Origin of the sequence: Streptomyces cyaneus (assembly GCF_004028635.1) — a bacterium.
GTDB classification, from domain to species: Bacteria; Actinomycetota; Actinomycetes; order Streptomycetales; family Streptomycetaceae; genus Streptomyces; species Streptomyces cyaneus.
The window spans coordinates 1,285,061-1,308,131 of sequence record NZ_ML138678.1 but is presented as its reverse complement, the minus strand read 5'-3'; the positions used below and the strand labels follow the sequence as shown (position 1 = coordinate 1,308,131).

Annotated in this window: 21 protein-coding genes and 1 tRNA gene; 8 read left to right on the top strand and 14 right to left on the bottom strand. The window is 70.1% G+C overall.

All coding sequences use genetic code 11. The features are described from left to right. Positions 1–4: 4 nt before the first annotated feature. Complete coding sequence (locus tag EHO50_RS05800) at positions 5–535, bottom strand: hypothetical protein (protein ID WP_128428674.1); 531 nt, start codon at positions 533–535, stop codon at positions 5–7. Between the two features lie 146 nt (positions 536–681). Between EHO50_RS05800 and EHO50_RS05795 the strand changes: the two genes are divergently transcribed. From EHO50_RS05795 to EHO50_RS05785, 3 genes are all read left to right on the top strand, one after another. After that, positions 682–1,386, top strand: coding sequence for a response regulator transcription factor (locus EHO50_RS05795; RefSeq protein ID WP_164904756.1), 705 nt, complete (start codon positions 682–684; stop codon positions 1,384–1,386). Beyond that, complete coding sequence (locus tag EHO50_RS05790; RefSeq protein ID WP_128428672.1) at positions 1,383–2,801, top strand: HAMP domain-containing sensor histidine kinase; 1,419 nt, start codon at positions 1,383–1,385, stop codon at positions 2,799–2,801. Before EHO50_RS05795 ends, EHO50_RS05790 begins: the two co-directional genes overlap by 4 nt. Positions 2,802–2,908: 107 nt before the next feature. Further along, entirely contained in the window at positions 2,909–4,384 is a 1,476-nt protein-coding gene (locus EHO50_RS05785; RefSeq protein ID WP_128428671.1) for a glycoside hydrolase family 18 protein, read from the top strand. A 123-nt stretch (positions 4,385–4,507) separates the two neighbouring features. On the opposite strand, the gene EHO50_RS05780 is transcribed toward EHO50_RS05785, so the two are convergent. The 5 genes from EHO50_RS05780 to EHO50_RS05760 all read right to left on the bottom strand — a co-directional run bounded on the left by EHO50_RS05780 (position 4,508) and on the right by EHO50_RS05760 (position 11,064). Continuing rightward, positions 4,508–6,073, bottom strand: coding sequence for an oxidoreductase (locus EHO50_RS05780; protein ID WP_128428670.1), 1,566 nt, complete (start codon positions 6,071–6,073; stop codon positions 4,508–4,510). Between the two features lie 159 nt (positions 6,074–6,232). Next, complete coding sequence (locus EHO50_RS05775; protein ID WP_128428669.1) at positions 6,233–7,663, bottom strand: GH1 family beta-glucosidase; 1,431 nt, start codon at positions 7,661–7,663, stop codon at positions 6,233–6,235. A 142-nt stretch (positions 7,664–7,805) separates the two neighbouring features. Further along, a complete protein-coding gene (locus EHO50_RS05770) occupies positions 7,806–8,717 on the bottom strand; it encodes a carbohydrate ABC transporter permease (RefSeq protein ID WP_181449557.1) in 912 nt (303 codons plus the stop codon). Then, complete coding sequence (locus EHO50_RS05765) at positions 8,714–9,742, bottom strand: carbohydrate ABC transporter permease (protein ID WP_128428668.1); 1,029 nt, start codon at positions 9,740–9,742, stop codon at positions 8,714–8,716. Before EHO50_RS05765 ends, EHO50_RS05770 begins: the two co-directional genes overlap by 4 nt. Next, entirely contained in the window at positions 9,739–11,064 is a 1,326-nt protein-coding gene (locus EHO50_RS05760; RefSeq protein WP_128428667.1) for an ABC transporter substrate-binding protein, read from the bottom strand. The genes EHO50_RS05765 and EHO50_RS05760 overlap by 4 nt, the downstream gene beginning before the upstream one ends. Positions 11,065–11,436: 372 nt before the next feature. Between EHO50_RS05760 and EHO50_RS05755 the strand changes: the two genes are divergently transcribed. Further along, positions 11,437–12,492 carry a LacI family DNA-binding transcriptional regulator gene (locus EHO50_RS05755; protein ID WP_128428666.1) on the top strand — a complete coding sequence of 352 codons (1,056 nt, stop codon included), beginning with the start codon at positions 11,437–11,439 and terminating at the stop codon, positions 12,490–12,492. 7 nt (positions 12,493–12,499) lie between these two features. Beyond that, on the top strand, positions 12,500–12,781 hold the full coding sequence (locus EHO50_RS44810; protein WP_246101028.1) for a hypothetical protein: 282 nt from the start codon (positions 12,500–12,502) through the stop codon (positions 12,779–12,781). Positions 12,782–13,009: 228 nt separating this feature from the next. Here the strand turns inward: EHO50_RS44810 and EHO50_RS05745 are convergent, their stop codons facing one another. The 5 genes from EHO50_RS05745 to EHO50_RS05725 all read right to left on the bottom strand — a co-directional run bounded on the left by EHO50_RS05745 (position 13,010) and on the right by EHO50_RS05725 (position 16,416). Then, positions 13,010–13,525 carry a GNAT family N-acetyltransferase gene (locus tag EHO50_RS05745; RefSeq protein ID WP_128428665.1) on the bottom strand — a complete coding sequence of 172 codons (516 nt, stop codon included), beginning with the start codon at positions 13,523–13,525 and terminating at the stop codon, positions 13,010–13,012. A gap of 90 nt (positions 13,526–13,615) precedes the next feature. Continuing rightward, positions 13,616–13,688 (bottom strand) — tRNA-His (locus tag EHO50_RS05740). Positions 13,689–13,795: 107 nt separating this feature from the next. Further along, positions 13,796–14,398 (bottom strand): oligoribonuclease, encoded by a 603-nt coding sequence (gene orn / locus EHO50_RS05735; protein ID WP_128428664.1) that lies wholly within the window; start codon positions 14,396–14,398, stop codon positions 13,796–13,798. A gap of 96 nt (positions 14,399–14,494) precedes the next feature. Then, a complete protein-coding gene (locus EHO50_RS05730; protein ID WP_128428663.1) occupies positions 14,495–15,721 on the bottom strand; it encodes a GlxA family transcriptional regulator in 1,227 nt (408 codons plus the stop codon). Between the two features lie 395 nt (positions 15,722–16,116). Then, positions 16,117–16,416 carry a hypothetical protein gene (locus EHO50_RS05725; RefSeq protein WP_128428662.1) on the bottom strand — a complete coding sequence of 100 codons (300 nt, stop codon included), beginning with the start codon at positions 16,414–16,416 and terminating at the stop codon, positions 16,117–16,119. Positions 16,417–16,763: 347 nt separating this feature from the next. Between EHO50_RS05725 and EHO50_RS05720 the strand changes: the two genes are divergently transcribed. After that, positions 16,764–17,291, top strand: a complete 528-nt coding sequence (locus tag EHO50_RS05720) for a universal stress protein (protein ID WP_128428661.1) — start codon at positions 16,764–16,766, stop codon at positions 17,289–17,291. Positions 17,292–17,440: 149 nt separating this feature from the next. Then, the gene (locus EHO50_RS05715; RefSeq protein WP_128428660.1) at positions 17,441–18,007 is read left to right on the top strand and encodes a GPR1/FUN34/YaaH family transporter; all 567 of its coding nucleotides are present in this window, start codon (positions 17,441–17,443) and stop codon (positions 18,005–18,007) included. Positions 18,008–18,179: 172 nt separating this feature from the next. Here the strand turns inward: EHO50_RS05715 and glmS are convergent, their stop codons facing one another. Both glmS and EHO50_RS05705 read right to left on the bottom strand, forming a co-directional pair. Further along, positions 18,180–19,997: a glutamine--fructose-6-phosphate transaminase (isomerizing) gene (gene glmS / locus EHO50_RS05710; protein ID WP_128428659.1), complete on the bottom strand. Its 1,818-nt coding sequence runs from the start codon at positions 19,995–19,997 to the stop codon at positions 18,180–18,182. A 12-nt stretch (positions 19,998–20,009) separates the two neighbouring features. Next, the gene (locus EHO50_RS05705) at positions 20,010–20,267 is read right to left on the bottom strand and encodes a hypothetical protein (protein ID WP_055521645.1); all 258 of its coding nucleotides are present in this window, start codon (positions 20,265–20,267) and stop codon (positions 20,010–20,012) included. Between the two features lie 186 nt (positions 20,268–20,453). Here EHO50_RS05705 and EHO50_RS05700 point away from each other — a divergent pair, with 186 nt between their 5' ends. Beyond that, positions 20,454–22,019: a purple acid phosphatase family protein gene (locus EHO50_RS05700; protein WP_128428658.1), complete on the top strand. Its 1,566-nt coding sequence runs from the start codon at positions 20,454–20,456 to the stop codon at positions 22,017–22,019. A 52-nt stretch (positions 22,020–22,071) separates the two neighbouring features. On the opposite strand, the gene EHO50_RS05695 is transcribed toward EHO50_RS05700, so the two are convergent. Continuing rightward, the gene (locus tag EHO50_RS05695; RefSeq protein WP_128428657.1) at positions 22,072–22,956 is read right to left on the bottom strand and encodes a DUF4429 domain-containing protein; all 885 of its coding nucleotides are present in this window, start codon (positions 22,954–22,956) and stop codon (positions 22,072–22,074) included. Positions 22,957–23,071: the final 115 nt, after the last annotated feature.

Here is a 23,071-nt window from a genome sequence, read left to right as displayed (position 1 = left end):
GACGTCAGTAGTTCCCGATCTCCACCCGCGGCGGCCCGTCGTGCCACGTGCAGAACACCGAGACCCGGTCCGCGCCCGAGCCGAACTCCACCCGGATCCACGTCTCCGTCTTCCACACCTGCATCGACCAGCCCGCGCCCGGGGTGGCGGAGACGAGGGTCGCGGAGGTCTCGCCGATGTCGAAGACCACGCGGCCGCCGTCGGTGTCGTAGCTCTTGACCTGCCCGGACGTGGTGGGAGACGGGCTGGTGCTCTTCGGCGGAGCCTTCGAGGGGGGCGGCGTGCTGGGGGGCCCGGTCGGCTTCGGCGAGGGGGTCGAGGGGTCCGAGGGGCCCTTCGACGGGGTCGGCCGGTTCGTCGACGACGCCAGTGGCTTCGACCCCTGGGTCGTCGCGTCGGCCGCCGTGATGGGCAGGGCACGCGGCCGGTCGTACACCGTGCCCGCCATCACCGTGTGGACACCCCACCACGACAGCGTGACCGCCGCGCCCGTGGCGAGCGACCAAGCCAGTACGTGTACGAGTCCTCTGCGCATCGCGGGCCATACTGCCGCACGCGTCCCAGGCGTGTCGCGCGGTTGTGCGCCGGGGTGGAGTTGCCCACAGGGGTGCGGTTGTCCACAAGCGGTGAGTTGTCCACAGGCCCGGACCGGGCTCGCTCGCATGGCGTACGGTGCGGCGCATGGCAAGTGTGCTCGTGGTCGAGGACGACCAGTTCGTACGCTCGGCGCTCATCCGGCACCTGACCGACGCCGCCCACACGGTGCGCAGCGTCGGTACGGCACTGGAGGCGCTGCGCGAGGTCGCCCATTTCCGCTTCGACGTGGTGATCCTGGACCTCGGACTGCCCGACCTGGACGGCTCCGAGGCTCTGAAGATGCTGCGCGGCATCACGGACGTGCCGGTGATCATCGCCACGGCACGGGACGACGAGGCGGAGATCGTCCGGCTGCTGAACGCCGGGGCGGACGACTATCTGACCAAGCCGTTCTCGGTCGAGCACCTGTCGGCCCGGATGGCCGCCGTCCTGCGCCGGGCCCGGTCGGGCAGCGCGGAGGCCGCCCCGTCGAGCGTGCTCCGCGTCGGCGGCCTGACCGTCGATCCACTGCGCCGCCAGGCCGAGTTGGACGGCGTGAACCTGGACCTCACCCGCCGCGAGTTCGACCTGCTCGCTTTCCTGGCCGGGCGGCCGGGGGTCGTCGTCCCGCGCAAGGAACTGCTCGCCGAGGTGTGGCAGCAGTCGTACGGCGACGACCAGACCATCGACGTCCATCTGTCCTGGCTGCGCCGCAAACTGGGCGAAACGGCCGCGAGTCCGCGCTATCTGCACACCCTGCGGGGCGTCGGCGTGAAGCTGGAACCACCCGTTGGGGAGCCGCCGCTATGAGGTGGGCACTGGTCAAGGTCTGTCTGGCGGTCACCACCATGGTCGTGGTCGCCTTCGCCGTCCCGCTCGGACTCGTCATCCGGGAGATGGCCCGCGACCGCGCCTTCTCCAACGCCGAGCGGGAGGCCGCGGCCGTCGCCCCGGCGCTGTCCATCACCACCGACCGGGACCAGCTGGAGCGGGTCGTCGCCTCGGCCGGGTCGGACGCGGGCATGGCCGTGCACATACCGGCCTCCGGTGACACGGCCTCAGGTGACACGGCCGCCGTGGACCTCGGCCGGCAGCGCGCCGCCGCCGACGACATCGCGACCGTACGGCGGCTGGGCCGCGCCTCGACCAGCGAGGTGCCGGGCGGGTCCACGCTGCTCCAGCCGGTCGCGCTGAGCTCCGGCGAGATCGCCGTCGTCGAGGTGTACGTCCCCGACTCCGAGGTCACCAACGGCCTCACCACGGCCTGGGCGGTGCTCGCCGGGGTCGGCATCGCGCTGATCGTCGGGTCGGTCGCGGTCGCCGACCGGCTGGGCGTACGGATGGTGCGGCCCGCGCAGCGCCTGGTCGAGGGCGCGCACGAACTGGGGGAGGGCAAGCTGGGCGCCCGGGTGCCGGAGGAGGGGCCGAACGAACTGCGGCTGGCGGCGGTCGCGTTCAACTCGATGGCCGACCAGGTCGTACAACTGCTGGCGAACGAGCGCGAGTTGGCGGCCGACCTGTCCCACCGCCTGCGCACGCCGCTGACCGTGCTGCGGCTGAACGCGGCCTCGCTCGGAGACGGTCCGGCCGCCGAGCAGACCCGGACTGCCGTGGCCCAGCTGGAGCGCGAGGTCGACACCATCATCCGTACGGCCCGGGAGGCCAAGCCGCAGACGGTGGCGGCCGGTCCCGGCGCGGGATGCGACGCGGCCGAGGTGGTGCGCGAGCGCATGGCGTTCTGGTCGGCGCTGGCGGAGGACGAGGACCGCAAGGTGCGGGTGGCCGGCGTGGACCGTCCGGTGCGCATACCCGTGGCCCGGGCGGATCTGGCGGCCGCGCTGGACGCCCTGCTCGGCAACGTCTTCCGGCACACCCCCGAGGGCACGGCCTTCGCGGTCGACGTGCACAACGGCGAGGACGCGGTGATCGTGCTCGTCTCGGACGCCGGGCCCGGCATTTCCGACCCCGTGGCGGCGATGGCGCGCGGGCGGGGTTCGGGCAGCGCCGGCTCGACCGGGCTCGGGCTCGACATCGTGCGGCGCCTCGCGGAGTCGACGGGCGGGGACGTGCGGATCGGGTCGTCGGTGCTGGGTGGGACCGAGGTGCGGATCTGGATCCAGCTGGACGCGCGGGCACCCGTGCGCCGCGGTCATCGGGGGTCGGTCCGCAGACGCCGGCCCGGCAAATTGGTCTCTACCTTTAACCGTCCCCGATCCCTTCCTTAAGCGCACCCTAAGGTCCCCAACAGCCGCCCGGATCAGGCGCTTTGCCCGATTCGAGGTCGCTAGCGTGCTGCCGCACCCCACCCCCGAACAGCAAAGGCAGACACGCGATGAGCACCCACCGGCGCAGGATCAGCGGCAGGTACAAGGCGATCGGCGGTCTCGTTGCCGCGGCCGCGGTCGGCGGTGGCGCCATCGTGTTCACCGGTACGGCCCAGGCGGCCGGGATCGGGGCGGCGTACACGAAGACCAGTGACTGGTCGACGGGTTACACCGCGCAGTACGTCGTCACGAACAACAGCGGGCAGACGAAGAAGGACTGGACGCTGGAGTTCGACCTGCCGTCGGGCTCGAAGCTGAGCTCCCTGTGGAACGCCGAGTCGAGCGTGCGCGGGCAGCATGTCACCGTGACGCCGCCGAAGTGGGACACGGACGGGCTGGCGGCCGGTGAGTCGGTGACGGTCGGCTTCGTGGTCAACGGCACGGGCGCCCCGGCGAGCTGTCTGATCGACGACGCGAAGTGCTCCACGGACGACACCGCGACACCCGAGCCGAGCGGCCGCCCGACCCAGCCGCCCAAGCCGACGCCGACCCCCACCCCGACCGCGACCTCCAAGCCCACCGCGACTCCCACCCAGTCGGCGACCCCCACCGCCACGCCGTCGGAGACCCCCGGCACCGGCACGGGAACGACCGCCGGCTTCGCCCCGTACATCGACACCTCCCTCTACCCGGCCTTCGACATGGCGGCGAGCGCCGAGGCGACCGGCGTGAAGAACTACAACCTCGCCTTCATCACCGACGGCGGCGGCTGCACCCCGAAGTGGGGCGGGGTCACGGACCTCGGCGGCGACGCGGTGGCCGCGCAGATCGGTGACCTGCGTGCCAAGGGCGGCGACGTCCGTGTCTCCTTCGGCGGCGCGGCAGGCAGCGAGCTGGCGACGACCTGCTCCTCGGCGGACGCGCTGGCGGCGGCGTACGGCAAGGTCGTGGACGCGTACAAGCTGACCAAGGTCGACTTCGACGTCGAGGGCGGCGCACTGCCGGACACGGCGGCCAACACGCGCCGAGCCCAGGCGATAGCCAAGCTCCAGCAGCAGCACCCGAACCTGGACGTCTCCTTCACCCTCCCCGTCATGCCCGAGGGCCTGACCCAGCCGGGCGTCGACCTCCTGTCCAACGCCAAGCAGAACGGCGTGAAGATCGACACGGTCAACATCATGGCGATGGACTACGGCCCCGCGTACAGCGGCGACATGGGCACCTATGCCGAGCAGGCGGCCACCGCCACCCAGGCCCAGGTCAAGAGCGTGCTCGGCCTCTCCGACAGCGCGGCCTGGAAGACGGTCGCCGTCACCCCGATGATCGGCGTCAACGACGTCACCACGGAGATCTTCAAGGTCGACGACGCCACCCAGCTGGTGAACTTCGCCAAGTCCAAGGGCCTCGGCTGGCTGTCCATGTGGTCGGCGACCCGCGACAAGCAGTGCGCGGGCGGCGAGAAGCCGGCCGCCGACGCGACATGCAGCTCGATCCTCCAGGAGAAGTTCGCGTTCTCGAAGGCGTTCGCGGCCTACGGCAAGTAAAGGCGCTCGCGGCCTACGGCAACCAAGGGCAGGCAGCCGACCGACCACCCATGCCACGGGGGAGCGCGCCCCGGCCGGCCTCCCCCATCCGGCCGGGGCGCGCACGACCGTCGCCCCCCGGGTTCAGCTCTTCTGCAAGGCCCGCGTCACGCCCGCGATGACGGCCGTGGTCAGCACCCAGCCGAAGGCGATCAGGGCATAGGCAAGCCCCTGCACACCGCCGTCCGTCCAGTACCAGTTGGTGCGCTGGCCCAGGCCACCGATGGGGATCAGCAGATCGAGCGTGTAGACGAGCGGCGCGAACGGCGCGCCCTCGCCCGGCTTCACCGGGGTCGGGGTGTGGGTACCGAAGACCAGGGCGCCCAGCAGGGTCAGCGTCAGCAGCCAGACACCGGCCAGCCAGGGGCGGTAGCCGTAGCCGACGGTCGCGTCGAGCAGATGACCCCAGGCCCGCGCTGCCGGATGCAGGGTGCTGCGGCGGTGGCGCTGCTTGGCCAGGAGGACCCGGCGGGCGTCGTCGTCGTGGCCGACCGTCCGGTACCAGCTCGCCAACTGCTCGTACGGCTGCGGACTGTAGCCCCGCCCCCGCCGTATCCACGCGATGCGGTGGGCGACGGATCCCCGCGGCCCGACCGCCTCCCGTCGCTCGCCGGTCTCGCCCGCGTCGGCCACCTTGATGGAGCCGTAGACGAAGCCGTCCAGCTCCACCACCTCCGGCCAGCTGTGCTCGCCTTCGTGGAGGTACGACACCTGCGCGCCTCGCAGGTCCACGGAACCGGACGGTGGCCGGGCGAGGAGGAAGTCGAAGTCGACGGCCTGCATCAGCATCCCCACCAGGGCGGGGCCGTGGCCGTCGGGCGGCCCGTTCAGGACGGCACCTTCGAAGGTCACGTTGTCCGAGATCCGGGCGCCGCGCAGCCGTACGGTCCCGTTCGCGGTGAACCCCTGCGAGAAGTCGAGCGTCGACGCCACCGCGCTGTCCAGTGCGAGCGCCACTCCGCGCGGGCCGGGGCTCTCCAGCCGCGCGCCCTTCATGAAGAGCCCACCCGGCAACTGCGCTCCCAGGAGCCGTACTTCACCCCGTGTGACCAGGCCGCCCCGGCAGAAGAAGCCCCCCTCCAAGGCCAGGCCACCGGCACCCACGGCCCAACCGCCGGGCGCGTTGATCCGGGCCCCGTTGAGGATCACGGCGCCGGACACCCGGGCGTTGATGAGCGACAGGGCGGTGACGCTGCCGTGGTAGCGCGAGGGCGTGGTGCTCTCCACGAGGGAACTCCGCAGGTCCAGGCTCCCCTCGATGCGGCTGGTACCGGCTTCGAGGCCGGGCACCCGGCTGCCCACGATCGAGATCGACTGCGTGGACGCCCCGTAGAGGTCGATCCGTTCGTCGAACCAGCAGCCGGCGACCCACAGGGCGTGACCGATCTGCGCTCCGGCGAGATCGAGGGGCCCGGTGACGCGCGCGCCGGTCAGTCTCAGCCGGGCGACGGCGCCGGCTTCCCCGCTGTTCGCACCCAGGAGCAGTGCCGCGATCACGGATGCCCGTACGGTGCGTTCGGGTCCCCACTGCCCGCCTGCCACGGGAGGGTCGCCGTCGGCCTCGCCCGGGCGCAGGTCGACCTGGCGCCCTTCGGGAAACGCGTTCCACAACTCACGCTCCGGCGGCGTCAACTCGTCGTATGAGAGCACCCGAGAAGAGTAGTGATCTCCACTCGTTCCCACGTTCTCAGTACCCGCTCTCACGTTCTGAGTGAGCGAGAACCGCGGGGCACGGCACGTCCCCTCCACATGCCGCGCCCCGTCCCCAGGCGAGAGCCCCCGTGGGATCCCGGATCCCGGCCGATCCCTCTAGATCTCCTCGTCCACTGCCGGCAACACGCCCGTCCGCGCCGCCTTGCCGTACCAGTACGCGCTCGACTTCGGCGTCCTCGTGAGCGTCGAGTAGTCGACGTACACCGCCCCGAACCGCTTCCCGTAGCCGTACGCCCACTCGAAGTTGTCCATCAGGGACCACAGGTAGTAGCCCCGGACATCGGCGCCGTCGGCGATCGCGCGGCGGACCTCGCAGAGGTGGCCGTGCAGGTAGGCGATGCGCTCCGGGTCGTGGACGCGGCCGTCGGGGTCCGGCTTGTCGTCGTAGGCCGCGCCGTTCTCGGTGATGTACAGGGGCAGACCCGGTGCCTCGCGTGTGTACCGCATGATCAGCTCGTGCAGGCCGGTCGGGTCGATGGTCCAGCCCATCTCGGTGCGGTCGCCGGGGGTCTGGTGGAACATCACGTCGTCCGCGCAGGGCCACGGCGAGTGCTCGCTCGCCCCGTGGCCGTCCGCCCGCGGGCCGTCGACCTCGGTCTCGGCCGCCGACACCAGCGTCGGGGTGTAGTAGTTCAGCCCCAGCGCGTCCAACGGCTGGTTGATCGCCGCCAGGTCGCCCTCCAGGACGTACGACCAGTCGGTCACCAGCTCCGTCGCCGCGTACAGGCTCTCCGGGTACGCGCCGTGCAGGATCGGGCCGTGGAAGACCCCGTTGGCCAGGTCGTCGATCTTCCGGGCCGCCGCCAGGTCCGCGGCGTCCTGCGAAACCGGGCGAACCACCGAGGAGTTGAGGCTGAGGGCCACCGAGTTGCGAGCCGGCATCACCGAGCGCAGGGCCGAAGTGCCGAGCCCGTGCGCCAGGTTGAGGTGGTGGGCCGCCCGCAGTGTCGCCACCGGCTCGGTGCGGCCCGGTGCGTGCACACCCGACCCGTAGCCCAGGAACGCGCTGCACCACGGCTCGTTGAGCGTGATCCACTGTTCCACGCGGTCGCCGAGCGCCTCGCCGACGATCTGCGCGTACTCGGCGAACCGGTACGCCGTGTCGCGCTCCGGCCAGCCGCCCGCGTCCTCCAGCTCCTGGGGGAGGTCCCAGTGGTAGAGGGTGACGGCGGGCTTGATGCCGTGCGCCAGCAGCTCGTCCACCAGGCGGCGGTAGAAGTCCAGGCCCCGCTGCACGGCCGGGCCCCGGCCCGTCGGCTGCACCCGCGACCAGGAGATCGAGAAGCGGTACGCCGACAGCCCCAGCTCGGCCATCATCGCCACGTCCTCGCGGTAGCGGTGGTAGTGGTCGACAGCGATGTCACCGTGCTCGCCGCCGGCCGTCCGGCCCGGCGTATGGCTGAAGGTGTCCCAGATGGACGGGGTACGGCCGTCCTCCCGCACCGCCCCCTCGATCTGGTACGCGGACGTCGCCGCGCCCCAGAGGAAGGCGGGGGGAAAGGACACGGAGGACATGGGCTCAGGCATGGAAGCGCTCCCATAGGGGGTCGTGGAGACCGACGGGTAGGAGGGGAGGGGGGAAGGTGCCTCAGGGCCGAGGCGGCGGTGACGCGGCCCTGAGGGACGTACGGGAAGGTCGTGCGAAGAAGGAAACCGGTATGACCAGGCGTCAGCCCTTGACCGCGCCCTGCATGATCCCGCCCACGATCTGCTTGCCGAACAGCAGGAAGGCGATCAGCAGTGGCAGCGTGCCGAGCAGGGCGCCCGCCATGATCACCGCTTGGTCGGGGACATAGCCGGTGCCGAGGGAGTTGAGGGCGACCTGCACGGTCGGGTTCTCCTGGTTCAGGGCGATGATCGGCCACAGGAAGTCGTTCCAGGCGAACACGAAGGTCAGCAGGCCGAGGACGGCCATCGCGGGTCGGGCGGCCGGGAAGACCACGTGCCAGACGACCCGCAGACTGCTCGCGCCGTCCACCCGCGCCGCCTCGATCAGCTCGGTCGGCAGCGCCTGCAGCAGGTACTGGCGCATGAAGAACGTACCGAAGGCCGTGCACAGCGTCGGCAGGATGACCGTCTGGAGCTGGTTCGACCAGCCGAGGTCCGCCATCCACAGATACAGGGGTACGACCGCCAGCTGCGGCGGGACCATCATCGTGCCGATCGTCAGCATCAGCAGCAGACCGGAGAACCGGAACCGCAGCTTGGCGAAGGCGAAGCCGGCGAGGGTGGCGAACACCACCGTACTGATGGTGATCGTGGCCGCGACGAACGTGGTGTTGAACATCGCGGTGCCGAGCCCGCCCTCCTCCCACGCCCGCTCCATGTTCTTGAACAGGTTCCCGCCGAACCACAGCGGCGGCGGCGTCTGAGCGAGCCGCCGGTCCGTGCGCGAGGCCGCGATCGCCGTCCACACCAGCGGGGCCAGCGAGACCAGCGCGAAGACGGTCAGGACGACGTAGGTGAGCGGGCCGGCGTGCAGCTGCTTGCCGGCGCCCATCACCCGGGTCCGCTCGCGCCGCGGCTTCGAGGCCGCCGTGCCCTTCGATGTCTGAGGAGTCATCAGTTCACCAGTGCTCATTGGGACTTCCTCAGCCGTCGGGACACCAGCAGTTGGATCACGGCGACGATCAGCAGGATCAGGAACATCGACCAGGCGATCGCGGACGCCTTGCCGAGGTTGCCGATGATCCAGCCCTGGTCGTACATGTACAGGCCGAGCGTCTGGTACTGGTGCTCGGAGCCGCCCTTCGAACCGCTCACCCCGCCGAACAGCAGGGGCTCACCGAAGAGCTGGGTCGCGCCGATCGTCGAGACGACCACCGTGAACAGGATCGTCGGCCGCAGCTGCGGGATCGTCACATGGAGGAACTGCTGCCAGCGGCTGGCGCCGTCGATCGCCGCGGACTCGTAGAGGTCGGCCGGGATCGCCTGCATCGCCGCCAGGTAGATCAGCGCGTTGTAGCCGGTCCAGCGCCAGATCACGATCGACGACACCGCGAACTGCGAACCCCAGTCGGACTCACGCCAGTTGACCGGATCGATGCCGACGAACTCCAGCAGCCAGTTGATCATGCCGCCGTCCCAGGAGTACAGCAGCACGAACACCAGCGTCGCCGCCGCAACCGAGGTGGCGTACGGGGTGAGCATCACGACCCGCCACACGGTCGAGCCGCGCAGCTTGTAGTTGAGCAGATGGGCCAGGCCGATCGCCATCAGCAGCTGCGGCACCGTGGAGATCACGCCGATGGTGAAGGTGTTCCACAGCGCGTTCCAGAAGAAGTCGGAGGACAGCAGGTTCTGGTAGTTGTCCAGGCCGGTCCAGGTCTGGCCGTCGAGGTTGGACAACTGCACGTTGTGCAGCGAGTACCAGGCCGTATAGAGCAGCGGGACCAGCGAGAACGCCCCGAAGACGATGAAGAAGGGGGCGATGAACGCGTACGGCGACGCCTTCATGTCCCAGCGGTACAGCCGGCTGCGCCAGGAATCCGGGCCCGGCTCAGGCGGCGTACCGCGACCGTGCGCGCGGCCGGCCGCGCCCGGCTGGTCACCGGGCGCGGCGTCGGCGCTCGCGGCGTGCGCGAGGGCCTGCTTGGAACTGCTCACTGGCCGAGCACGTCCTTGATCTCCTTGGACGCGGCGTCCCAGCCCTGGTCAGGCGTCTTGCCCTTCTGCTCGACCTGGAGGATGCCGATGTCGGTCAGTGCCGTGTTGATCGCCTGGTCCTTGATCCCGAAGTACTGGCTCGGGATGGTCTTCGCCGAGTCGGAGAAGATCTGCGTGATCGGCGCGTTCGAGAAGTACTCCGTGGTGGCGGCGGCCGGCTTCAGGGTCGGGTACGCCGACGGCGTCGACGGGAAGCTGGCCTGCTTGGCGAAGACCTTCGCCTGCTGCTCGGGCGCGGTCAGCCACTTCGCCAGCGCGATGGCCTCCTTCTGGTGCTTGCCCGAGGTCGGCACGCCGATGAACGAACCGCCCCAGTTGGCCGCGGTCGGCGCCGCCGCCACGTCCCACTTGCCCTTGCCGGAGTCACCGGACTTCTCCAGGATGTAGCCGATCATCCAGGCCGGGCAGGCCACCGTGGCGAAGGTGCCGTTGGCGTAGCCCTGGTCCCACGGCTTGTCGAACTGCTTCAGCTTCGCCGACATGTCGCTGGTCGCCACGTCCATGGCGACGTCCCAGGCGTCCTTGACACCCTGCGACTTGTCCCAGTCGACGGTGCCGTCGTCCTTGTAGTAGCGCTCGGCCGCGCCGCCGAGGGCCGCGTTGTAGACCGAGGAGGCCGAGTCCACGAACTTGGTGCCGCTCGGCGCCTTCTTCATGTACTCCTTGCCCAGGTCGACGTACTTGCCCCAGTCGCCCTTCCACTGCGCGGCGAGCTTGGTGCGGTCCGTCTCCAGGCCGGCCTTCTCGAACAGGTCCTTGCGGTAGCAGATCGCCATCGGGCCGACGTCGGTGCCGAGGCCGATCAGCTTGCCGTCCTTGGTGGTGGCCTGGGCGTTCTTCCAGCCCAGCCACTGCGACTTGTCGACCTCCTTGCCGAGGTCGACGAACTTGTCGGCCTGCGTCTGCACGGCCTCGGTGACGTTCATGATCTCGATCGCCTGGATGTCGTCGGCACCGGACCCGGCCTGCAGGCGGGTGAGGACCTTCGGCCAGTAGACGTCGGTACGGGTGGTGACGTTCTCCTTGATGCTGATGTCGGGGTGGAGCTTCATGTACTCGTCGTAGAGGCCGGCCTGCTTGTAGCCGAAGGTGCCGAAAGTGCCCACGGTGAGCGTGGTCTTGCCACCGCCTCCGTTGCCACCGCCCTCGTTCGGAGAGCCGTCGTCCGAGTCCTCGGCGCAGCCGGCGAGCAGCCCTGTCGTCAGCGCGGCCGCGGCCGCGAGGGCCACCAGCCGGCGGGACCCACGGGTACTCGTGCGCATTGCGTCCTCCTGTTGCCTGACGTGCCGACCCCCCGGCCAACTGCACTGTTGGGCCCGTTCGTTGTTCTCGCTGCGGCTCGGGCGGGGAACGTGCGGGATGTGTATGTGTCAGGTACTGTGGGAGCGCTCCCACAGGTGATGAGTTGAAGGTTCGTCGGTCCGGGCGGGGGTGTCAAGGGAGTGGGAGCGGAGAGATGCGTTCAGTTATCGGGCCGTTAACTGGACCCCCTTCAGTCCGTCCGGCATTTGAGGACGAGGTTCGTTCAGGGCCGAAGCGGGGTCTGGGGGCGGCAGCCGTCATGTGGGGTCAGTGGAGCAGACGGGACTGTTAGATTCCAGGCCAGCGTAAGGATCGGCGGGAAGGCGGAGCCCATGGCAACCCACGGAGCGCGGGGCCGAAGCGGCGGTCGGCCCACCCTCGAAGAGGTGGCGGCCCGCGCCGGCGTGGGCCGGGGCACCGTCTCCCGGGTGATCAACGGCTCGCCCCGGGTCAGTGACGCGACCCGCGCGGCGGTGGAAGCGGCGGTGGCGGAGCTGGGCTACGTCCCGAACACGGCGGCCCGAGCCCTGGCGGCGAACCGTACGGACGCGATCGCGCTGGTCGTGCCCGAGCCGGAGACACGGTTCTTCGCGGAACCGTACTTCTCGGACATGCTCAAGGGCGTGGGCGCCGAGCTCTCCGAGACGGAGATGCAGCTGCTGCTGATCTTCGCGGGCAGCGACCGGGAACGCCGCCGCCTGGCCCAGTACCTGGCGGCCCACCGCGTCGACGGCGTGCTGCTGGTCTCGGTCCACGCGGACGACCCCCTGCCGGATCTGCTGGCCCAGCTGGAGATCCCGGCGGTGATCAGCGGCCCGAGGTCGGCGGCCGAGACCCTGACCTCGGTGGACTCCGACAACTACGGCGGCGCCCGCTCGGCCGTCGAGCACCTGCTGTCCCGCGGCCGTACGCGGATCGCCCACATCACCGGCCGCCTCGACGTCTACGGCGCCCAGCGCCGAGTGGACGGCTACCGCGAGGCCCTGCGCGACGCGGGGTACGAGGCGGACGAGCGGCTGATCGAGGCGGGCGACTTCACGGAGGAGGGCGGCGCCCAGGCGATGAAAGTGCTCCTGGAGCGCTGCCCCGACCTGGACGCGGTCTTCGCGGCGTCGGACGTGACGGCCGCGGGCGCCCGCCAGGTGCTGCGCGAGGCGGGCCGCCGCATCCCCGAGGACGTGGCCCTCGTCGGCTACGACGACTCGGCCATCGCCCGCCACATGGACCCGCCCCTGACCAGCGTCCGCCAGCCGATCGAGGACATGGGCCGCCGGATGCTGGACCTCCTTCTCGCCGAGATAGCGGATCGCCGGCCGGCGGTGTCGCGGGGCCTGGAACGCCCCCAGGAGGTGCTGGCCACGGAACTGGTGGTGCGGACGTCGTCGTGAGCGCTGCGTGGGCGAGGTGCTGCGCGCCTTCCGCGAGCAGGAGTCGGGCTGTGTCTCGTACGGCGTCCGACTCCCGGACGGCGAGTGCTGGTTCGTGAAGGAGGCGGCGACGGGCCAGGCCCGGCGCTCCCTGGACCGGGCCTGGGCGTTCCACCGGGCGGTACGCCATCCGGTGATCGTCCCGCAGCTGCACCGGTTCGGGGTGCGGGACGGTGGCGGTACGGCGGTGGTGATGCCGTGGCACGCCGGCGAGGTCCTCGGTCGAGCGGCAGGGCGCCCGCTCCCCTAGAGGGGGCACCCCCAGGCGGTGGAGGCCGCGGAACACGTCGCCGTCGACCGCTTCATGGCCCCGGAGGAGCCTGGCGGGGGACGGCGGCACAGCTGGCGGTGCTCGACCGGGTGACGCGCGCCGACCCCGGCGAACGCTGCGGGAGCGTACGGGAGTTGGTGCGGGCGTGGCGGCAGGCGACGTCAGAGGAGTAGCAGCGCTCGCCGGCCGGTCCTGCCGTCCTGTTCCTCACAGATGCGGCACCAGCCGCCACCGCGTCTCCCCGTCCTGCTCCTCCTCGGTCGGGGCGAGCCCGGCCGCCGCGGCGACCGCCGCCGAGGCCAGGTGGTCGGGGTGGATATGGGCGACGACCGTACGGACGGACTGTCGCCCGAGCCAGGTGACCAGCCCCCGCGCCGCCTCGGACGCGAACCCGCGCCCCTGCCACGGCGTGCCGACGACCCAGGCGATCTCGGCGCCTTCGTTCTCGGTGACCGTGGCCTGGACCGTGCCCACGAGACGTGACTGTGCGCGCAGCCGCAGCACCCAGTTGCACCAGGAGACGCCGGGGGCGGGGGATCCGGCGACGAGCCGCTCGTAGCGGGCGCGCAGTTCGCCGGGGGAGTGGGGCGTGCCGCCGGTGAAGGTGTGCAGCGCCGGATCCGCCAGGACGACGGCCATCTCCTCGGCGTGCTCGACGCGCAGCGGGAGGAGTTCGAGGCGGTCGGTGGGGATGGGCTCGGCGTGTACACGGGGCTCGGACATCGTGCGCAGCTTAAGCCGAGCGTCTCTTGCACTGCTCGGAAAAAGGATCAGCCGGTGACTTCTCTTCGGAAGTCACCGGCTGATCACCAGGGTGAGTGACGGGACTCGAACCCGCGGCATCCTGGACCACAACCAGGTGCTCTACCAGCTGAGCTACACCCACCATGACCGGCTCTGGGTTTCCCCGACCGGCCGAGAAAAAGTGTACAGGGTCCGAAGGGGTGCTCGCGCACGGTTTCCGCGGCGCCCCCCGGCACCCCCCTCACACTCCTACTGAGCAGGCAGTACGTGCTTGGCCGCGATCGACTTCGCGGTCTCCGAGTCCGGGCCGGGCTGCGGTACGAAGACGGCCTCGCGGTAGTAGCGGAGTTCGGCGATGGACTCGCGGATATCGGCGAGGGCGCGGTGGTTGCCGTTCTTCTCGGGGCTGTTGAAGTAGGCACGCGGATACCAGCGGCGGGCGAGCTCCTTGACCGACGAGACGTCGACGATCCGGTAGTGGAGGTAGTCCTCCAGCGTCGGCATGTCGCGCAGCAGGAAGCCGCGGTCCGTGCCGACGGAGTTGCCGCACAGCGGGGCCTTGCCGGGTTCCTTCACATGCTCGCGTACATACGCCAGGACCTGCGCCTCGGCGTCCGCCAGCGTCGTGCCGCCGGCGAGTTCGTCGAGGAGCCCGGACGCGGTGTGCATCTGACGCACCACCTCCGGCATCGTCTCCAGCGCCGCCTCCGGCGGGCGGATGACGATGTCCACGCCCTCGCCGAGGACGTTCAGCTCGGAGTCGGTGACGAGGGCGGCAACCTCGATGAGCGCGTCGTCGGACAGCGAGAGGCCGGTCATCTCGCAGTCGATCCACACCATGCGATCGTTCATGCGACCACCCTAAAGCTGACGTCCGCTTTTGGGGCGCCCCGCGCTCCTCGTCCTCGAACGCCGGACGGGCCGAGATGCCCGCCCGGCGTCACGAGGTCACGCTCCGCTGCGCTGCCCCGGCAGGGTCGCCCGGCCTCCGACGTACAGTTCGCGCCCGTTCTCGGAGGGCGCGGACGTGCCTACGGGGGCCGGGGTGCGGCGGGTCTGCAGCGGGACCGGGCCGCCCTCCGGGTACGGGGTGAGCGGTGGGCCCTGCTGGACGGCGGGGCCCGTCGTGGGCTCCGCGTCCGGCTGCCGGTCGGCCTGGGGGCGCCGCGCGCGGTACGCCGCCCGGTACGCGGCCGGCGACGAGCCGAGCTGGCGGCGGAAGTGGCCGCGCAGCGCCACCGGCGAGCGGAACCCGCAGCGGCCCGCCACCTCGTCCACCGAGTAGTCCGACGTCTCCAGCAGGCGCTGTGCCTGCAGGACCCGCTGGGTGATCAGCCACTGCAACGGGGCGCTGCCCGTCAGCGAGCGGAAGCGGCGGTCGAAGGTGCGGCGGCTCATGTACGCGCGTGCCGCCAGCGTCTCCACGTCGAACTGCTCGTGCAGATGCTCCAGCGCCCAGGCGACGACCTCGGCCAGCGGGTCGGCGCCGATCTCCTCTGGTAAAGATCGATCGAGGTAGCGCTCCTGACCGCCGGATCGGCGCGGCGGGACCACCAGTCGGCGGGCCAGGGCCCCTGCCGCCTCGTTGCCGTGGTCCGTCCGCACGATGTGGAGACAGAGATCGATTCCGGCCGCGGTGCCCGCCGATGTCAGGACGTCGCCGTCGTCGACGAACAGCTCGCGTGGATCCACGTGCACCGACGGGTAGCGCTTGGCCAGCGTCGGTGCGTACATCCAGTGTGTCGTCGCGGGGCGGCCGTCCAGCAGGCCCGCCGCGGCGAGGACGAAGGCGCCGGTGCACAGCCCGACGATGCGGGCGCCTTCCTCGTGCGCCCGGCGCAGTGCGTCGAGCGCGTCCTCAGGCGGTGGAGAGGTGATCGAACGCCAGGCCGGCACGACGACCGTGCCCGCCCGTGAGATCGCCTCCAGGCCATGTGGCGCGGTGAGTTCCAGGCCCCCTGTGGTCCGCAGTGGGCCTTCCTCGCCGCCGCACACCAGCAAGCGGTAGCGCGGCACGCCGGCGTCCTGGCGGTCGATCCCGAACACCGACAACGGTATGGAACTCTCGAAGATGGGACCGCCGCTGAACAGCAGCACCGCGACGATCTCCTTGCGGCGTCGCCCGGAAAGTTTCCGGGCCGCGGCTTCCGGCGCGGCAGTGGAGTCGTGGCTCATCCTGCTAAGCCCCCCTCGGTGGTCGCGGCTCCTCGGTTGTGTCGCTCCTGCACGTTTCCCCTCGGTCCTGCACGAGTCCCCCGCCGTAGACAGTCAAGATCGAATCTACTGTGTCGCATCGCGCCGCAGTGGCCGGTTCGGCACTCGGCACATTGTCGACTTGGCAACTTGGCGTGAAGCATTCGATCACGAAGCGTTGCACTCACGGGCCGTGCAGGGAAGTGCGCCTCGTCGCAGTGGCCAATCCACGTAGGGTGCGCAGGGCCCCTGAGGCCCTTTCCGTGCAGGTGGAACGGGGGTTGGGGGGTGCTCTGGGCGGGGGATGCATGCGCGCCAGAAGTTGGCTGAAAAGCAGCGTGCCCGTGCGCGGAAACCGGTCAGCTGACCGGTGTATTTCAACCAGTGTGACGTCCGCCTCTATGGGCCCCGGTTCCGGTCCGGTGGTGGCGTCCGCGACGCGAGGGCGGCGGCGGGGTGCGCTCCTCGTCCTTCAGCCGCGCCGCGCCGCGTTCCGATTGGCGCAGCAGCAGTCGGCAGACGGCCGTCACGGCGGCGAGTCCGAATGCGGTGCCGGCGGCCCCGGCGAGGGAAGTGCCGTACCAGAGGAGGACCACCGGGACCAGGACGCAGCTGAAGGCCGCCCAGCGGACCACATCGGTGGCGCTGTCGTCGGAGGGCGTGCGGGGTCCGGGCATGGGTGGGTACTCCCTGGGTTCCCTGGGGCTGTGGCTCATGGATCAACGCGTGTTCGAGCGGTCGGTCACTGGTGCGGGGCGGTCCCGGCCGCGGGCGCAAGTGAATCCTGTGCAAACCGCCTGTACACCGCAGCAACCATTGCGTTACGGGCGTCCCCTCGTGCATGCTCCCTGGAACCCGCACCGACCGTGAGCGGGGATCTGGGCTAAGGAGGCGTGCCGCCGTACCCTTGGGGGTATGGGGTTGGGAAGACCATTCCCGGACACAGCTCCGCCACACACTGCTGGATCCGTCGGCGAGCTCCGCTCGCGGGCCACCCATAAAGGATCAATACGCCGAGACAGCCATGGCCGGTCACGAATTCTTCGAACCCGCAGACCGCAAGCGCCAGGTCGCCGACCCGACGGCGGCTGATCCCCTGGCGGCGGACGAGTCCCGCCAGTCCTGCGACCCCGCCTTCAAGCACGGCGTCGTCGTCGGCTTCGACGGCTCCACCTCCAGCGAGCGCGCCCTTGCGTACGCCATCGGCATGGCCCATCGCTCCGGGTCGGGCCTGATCATCGTCCACGTCGCCAACCGGCTGCCCACCACGGTGTGGGCCGGCTGTGAGCCGCCGGTCTTCGTCGATGTGCCGGACCACCGCACCGAGGTGCTCGGCCTCGAACTCGCCTGCGCCGACTACCTCGCCGAGGTGCCGTGGATCCTCGTCGAGCGCGGCGGTGACATCTGCCACGAACTCGAAGAGGTCGGGCGGGAGTACGAGGCGGACGCGATCGTCGTCGGCTCCACGCACGGCATCGTCGGGCGGATCTTCGGGTCGGTCGCGGGGCGGCTCGCGAAGCGGGCGAAGCGGCCCGTCGTTGTCATTCCGTAACTCGCCGTTGGCCCAGGTGAGATGCCACCTGGGAACCGTCGGCCCCCTTTGTGCAGCGGGCAAATCTACTGGCGCGTAGAGGTGTTTGTGCCTTTGTGAAGGGCATATATCGCACACCGCACAACTGCACAGCATGAAGGGAGCCCGCCGTGGACAATGACGTCTCTGCGGGAAACTGGATCACCACCGTGGTCGGCCGACTTGCCCTGGGTATCACCCTGTTGGCCTTCGGGCTGGGGCACACCGATGTGATCGACGGGGTCACCACCGCTGACGCCATATCAATCGCCCAGTATGTGGGCGGCATTGCCCTCTTCGTCGCCGGTCTGCTGGCGTTCCGGGACCGTGACGCAGCCTCAGGTACGGCGTATGTGGCCCTCGGTGCCTTCTGGTTCACCTGGGCCGTCTCCGCCGACGCGCAGGTCTCCGACAATGCGGCGGGGTTGTTCCTGCTGCTGTTCGCCCTCGTGGCCCTGTCGCTCACCCTTGCGGGTGGGGACCAGCTCGGTCAGGGGGCGTACGGGTTGTTCTTCGTCTCCCTCGTGCTGCTCGCCATCGGTGTCTTCTCCGACAACGGCGGGCTGGGCAAGGTCGGTGGGTGGTTCGCCGTGGCTGCGGGGGCTGTCGCCTGGTACGCGGCGACCGCGGCGCTGGCTCACTGGCCGACGGTTCTTCCTCGACGCGCTGCGGGCCGGGGGGTGACGGCCACCGGTTAGCTGCGCCGGCTGGGGGGTTGGGCGGCTCCCCGGCGACAGAGACGGACCCCCCGTGCGTGGTGGCAGCACGTGGGGGTCCGTCCTCGTTCGTCGGCCTCTGCGGGTGCGTGGGGGCTTGTCGCGCAGTTCCCCGCGCCCCTAAAGATCAAAAGACCAAAAGACCAAAAGGCCTCTACTCGACCGTTACCGACTTTGCGAGGTTGCGCGGCTTGTCGATGTCCCGGCCGAGTGCCAATGCGGTGTGGTAGGCGAGGAGTTGGAGGGGGATGCCCATCAGGATGGGGTCCAGCTCGTCCTCGTTCTTCGGGACGACGATCGTCTGGTCGGCCTTCTCCTGGGGCTGGTGGGCCACCGCGAGGATCTTGCCGCTGCGGGCCTTGATCTCCTCCATGGCGGCGCGGTTCTTCTCCAGGAGGTCGTCGTCGGGGACGATCGCGACCGTGGGGAGGGCGGGCTCGATCAGGGCCAGCGGGCCGTGCTTGAGCTCGGAGGCCGGGTAGGCCTCGGCGTGGATGTACGAGACCTCCTTGAGCTTGAGGGAAGCCTCGCGGGCGACCGGGTAGCCCCGGACGCGGCCGATGAAGAGCATCGAGCGGGCGTCGGCGTACTCCTGGGCCAGCTTCTTGATCTCCTCCTCCTGCTCCAGCATCTCGGCGATCTGGGCGGGGAGCTTGCGCAGGCCCTCGATGATGCGCTTGCCGTCGCGGACCGAGAGGTCGCGGGTGCGGCCGAGGTGCAGGGCCAGCAGGGCGAAGGCCACCGTGGTGTTGGTGAAACACTTCGTCGAGACGACGCAGACCTCGGGGCCCGCGTGCACGTAGATGCCGCCGTCCGCCTCTCGGGCGATCGCCGAGCCGACCACGTTGACGACGCCCAGGACCCTCGCGCCCTTGCGCTTCAGCTCCTGGACGGCAGCCAGGACGTCGTACGTCTCGCCCGACTGGGAGACGGCGATGTACAGGGTGTCGGGGTCGACGACCGCGTTGCGGTAGCGGAACTCCGACGCCGGCTCGGCGTCCGCGGGGATGCGGGCCAGCTCCTCGATCATCTGGGCGCCGATCATGCCCGCGTGGTACGAGGTGCCACAGCCGAGGATCTTCACGCGGCGGATCTGGCGGGCCTCGCGGGCGTCCAGGTTGAGGCCGCCGAGGTGCACGGTGGAGAAGCGGTCGTCGATGCGGCCGCGCAGGACGCGGTCCACGGCGTCGGCCTGCTCGTGGATCTCCTTGTGCATGTAGGTGTCGTGGCCGCCCATGTCGTAGGACGCCGCTTCCCACTCGACCGTGGTGGGCTCCGCCGTCGTACGGGTGCCCTCCGTCGTGTACGTGCGGAAGTCGTCGGCCTTGAGGGTGGCCATCTCGCCGTCGTCCAGCGTCACTATCTGGCGCGTGTGGGCCACCAGCGCGGCGATGTCCGAGGCGACGAACATCTCCTTCTCGCCGATGCCGAGGACGACCGGGGAGCCGTTGCGGGCCACGACGATGCGGTCGTTGAAGTCGGCGTGCATCACGGCGATGCCGTACGTGCCCTCGATGACGCGGAGCGTCTCGCGGACCTTGTCCTCCAGCTTCTCCGCCTGGGAGCGGGCGATGAGGTGGACGAGGACCTCGGTGTCGGTCTCGGAGAGGAACTCGACGCCGTCCGCCTCCAGCTTGCGGCGCAGGTCGGAGGCGTTGTCGATGATGCCGTTGTGGACCACGGCGACCTTGAGGTCGGCCGACATGTGCGGGTGGGCGTTCACATCGGAGGGGGCGCCGTGGGTGGCCCAGCGGGTGTGGGCGATGCCGGTCGTGCCCTTGAAGCGCGCCGGGACCTTGGCCTCCAGGTCACGGACCCGGCCCTTGGCCTTGACCATCTTCAGGCCCGCCGCCTTCGGGGACGTCACGACGATGCCCGCCGAGTCGTAGCCGCGGTACTCCAGGCGCTGCAGGCCCTCCAGCAGCAGGGGCGCCACGTCACGCTTCCCGATGTATCCGACGATTCCGCACATATATAGGTATTCCTAGCCGTAGACGATGCGGCGCAGCTGCCTGAGCGTGAGCTCCGGCGGTGCCACCGCCCGGTATTTGAGGTCCGCCTCGATCCGTTCGAAGATCGCCGCGTTCACCAGACCCTGGGCCTGCAGCTCGCGGTGGCGGCGACGGACGTAGTCCTCGGTCGTCTCGTCGAAGTAGGCGAGCACGTCCTGGATCACGCGCAGCGCCTCGCCCCGGCTCAGGGGCGTGGACCGCGTCAGATGATCAACAAGTTCGTCGTGCACCCGGTAGATCCTGGGGTACCGGCGACGGTTTCGCAAGAAACCTGCCCGATTTCGGGCACGCGCCTGTGGATAATCCTTAGCCGAACATTGAATCTCTCATGAGTGCCTGTTCGCGAGCTGTCCATCCCGCGTCTTGCGGTTCGTCGCCTGAGGGGACGAGTTTCAGTCGCCATGGACATTCCTCGCATGGGAGTACCCGAGCAGCTCGCCGAGCGCATGAGCATGGCCGAGCAGCACGAATATCTGCGCTCCAAGTTCTCGCGGCGCAGCATGATCAGAGGCGGCGCCGTCACACTGGGCGCCGTCGCGGGTGGCGCGTTCGTACCGGGCGCCACCGCACAGGCCGCCGTACCGACACAGCACACCGCCCCGGCCACCGAGACCGTCGACGGCGCCCTCGTCGCCCCCTTCGGCCGCCACCTCGCCTACGGCAACGACCCGCGCACCGAGATGACCGTCTCCTGGCAGGTCCCGGTCGCCGTGAAGAAGCCGTTCATCCGCATCGGCGCGCACCCCTGGGACCTCTCCCGCAAGATCGAGGCCGAAGTGCGCACCCTCCACACCCCGGCCGGCGTCGGCGCGAGCGCCGACCACACCCAGTACTACGTCCACGCCAAGCTGACCCACCTGCGCCCCGGCCGGACGTACTACTACGGCGTCGGCCACGCGGGCTTCGACCCCGCCGAGCCGCACCTCCTCGGCACCCTGGGCACCTTCACCACCGCCCCCGCCCACAAGGCGCCCTTCACCTTCACCGCCTTCGGCGACCAAGGCGTCAGCTACCACGGCCTGGCCAACGACAGCCTGCTCCTCGGCCAGAACCCGGCTTTCCATCTGCACGCCGGCGACATCGCGTACGCCGACCCGTCCGGCGCCGGCAAGCCGGCGGACACGGGCTTCGACTCGCGGGTGTGGGACCAGTTCCTCGCCCAGACCGAGTCGGTCGCCAAGTCCGTGCCGTGGATGGTGAGTTACGGCAACCACGACATGGAGGCCTGGTACTCGCCCAACGGCTACGGCGGCGAGGAGGCCCGCTTCACGCTCCCCGACAACGGGCCGGACAAGAAGAACCTGCCGGGCGTCTACTCCTTCGTCCACGGCAACACGGCGATCATCTCGCTGGACCCGAACGACGTCTCCTTCGAGATCCCGGCCAACCTCGGCATCTCCGGCGGCACCCAGACCAAGTGGTTCGAGGCGCAGCTGAAGAAGTACCGGGCGGCCAAGGACATCGACTTCGTCGTCGTGTTCTTCCACCACTGCGCGTACTGCACCTCCACGGCGCACGCCTCGGAAGGCGGCGTGCGACAGGAGTGGGTGCCGCTGTTCGAGAAGTACACGGTCGACCTCGTCATCAACGGCCACAACCACCAGTACGAGCGCACCGACGTCATCAAGGGCAACGAGGTCGCCAAGAAGCTGCCCATCGGTGGCACGGCGTACCCCGAGACCGAAGGCGTGGTGTACGTGACGGCGGGTGCCGCGGGCCGCAGCCTGTACGCGTTCACCGCGCCGGACTCGTACGAGGGACACGAGCACGAGCAGGACTCCGTGGCCTCGTTCGTCAACCTCAAGGACGGCAAGCAGAACGAGACGGTCGCCTGGTCCCGGGTGCGCTACCTCAACTACTCGTTCCTGCGGGTGGACGTCGAGCCCGCGGCGCGCGGTCACTACGCCAAGCTGAAGGTGTCGGGCATCGCCGAGACCGGTGACCGGATCGACCACTTCACGGTGGCGCGCAGGGCCAAGTAGTCGAAGTAGTCGAAGTAGTCGAAGAAGTCCGAAGCGGTTCCTGTGACGGGTTCTACATCCGCTTGAGGATCGCCTGCTTGGCCATCGTGAACTCCTCGTCCGTCAGCACGCCCGTGCGGCGCAGCTCGCCGAGTTCGCGCAGGCGGCGCAGGAGGGCGTCGTGGCCGTCCTCGGCGGACGCGACCGGAGCGGAAGGCAGCTCCGGTCGCCCGTCCTGTACGTCCGTGGCGCCGGCCCTGGCCGGGTGCGGGAGGCGGGCCTGGACCGCCGCCGCGATCAGGGCCATCAGCGGGTCCTTCTTGAAGCCCCACAGTTCCACCGAGTTGGGGTCGTACTTGGGCGGGGCCTTGGTGGGCGCGTTCCGGACGGTGAAGCGGAGGTGGCCGTTCTCCAGGCCCGCCGCCGGATGCCACTCCACGGCCGCGATGTCGGTCAGCGTGAGGGAGCGGCTGCCGGCGGCGGCCTTGGCGTCCTCCGTCTTCCAGTTCCACTCCAGGCGGACGTGGTCGCCGTCGAAGCTGGCGGTGCCGTCACCGGCGGAGACCGACAGCGGCAGGGAAGGGCCCGGCAGCAGGTACTCGTCGACCGGGCCGGCGGGGACCTCGTCGAGGAGCAGGGCGCCTCGGACCTCGTCCACGAAGTACTCGGCGACGCCGTAGCGGTCGGACTCGACGATCAGCTGGTACGGGTCGTTCGGCTCGGTGAGCCGGCCGCCCGTGGCGTGCAGCAGCGGGTCGGCGCCGTCGCGCAGACGCAGGCGCACCCGTCCGGCCTTCTTGCCCTGCTCGAAGGAGACCCCCGCCAACGCGCCCAGGGGGACGACGAGTTCACCCAGCGTCTTGCGGAACAGGCTGACGTTCTTGTCCCTGCCGGGGGTCAGCCTCAGGGCGTCGCCGTCGAAGACCCACGTGCCGTCCTTCTGGATGATTTCCGCCATGGGGTGGATTGTTCCACCCGTCTCACGAGAGAGTGGTCCAGACCTCTTGGAGCGCAACTGCTCATGGAAGGGACACGCTTGTGAGAGTCGGCTGTGTCGGACAGCACAGACAGCA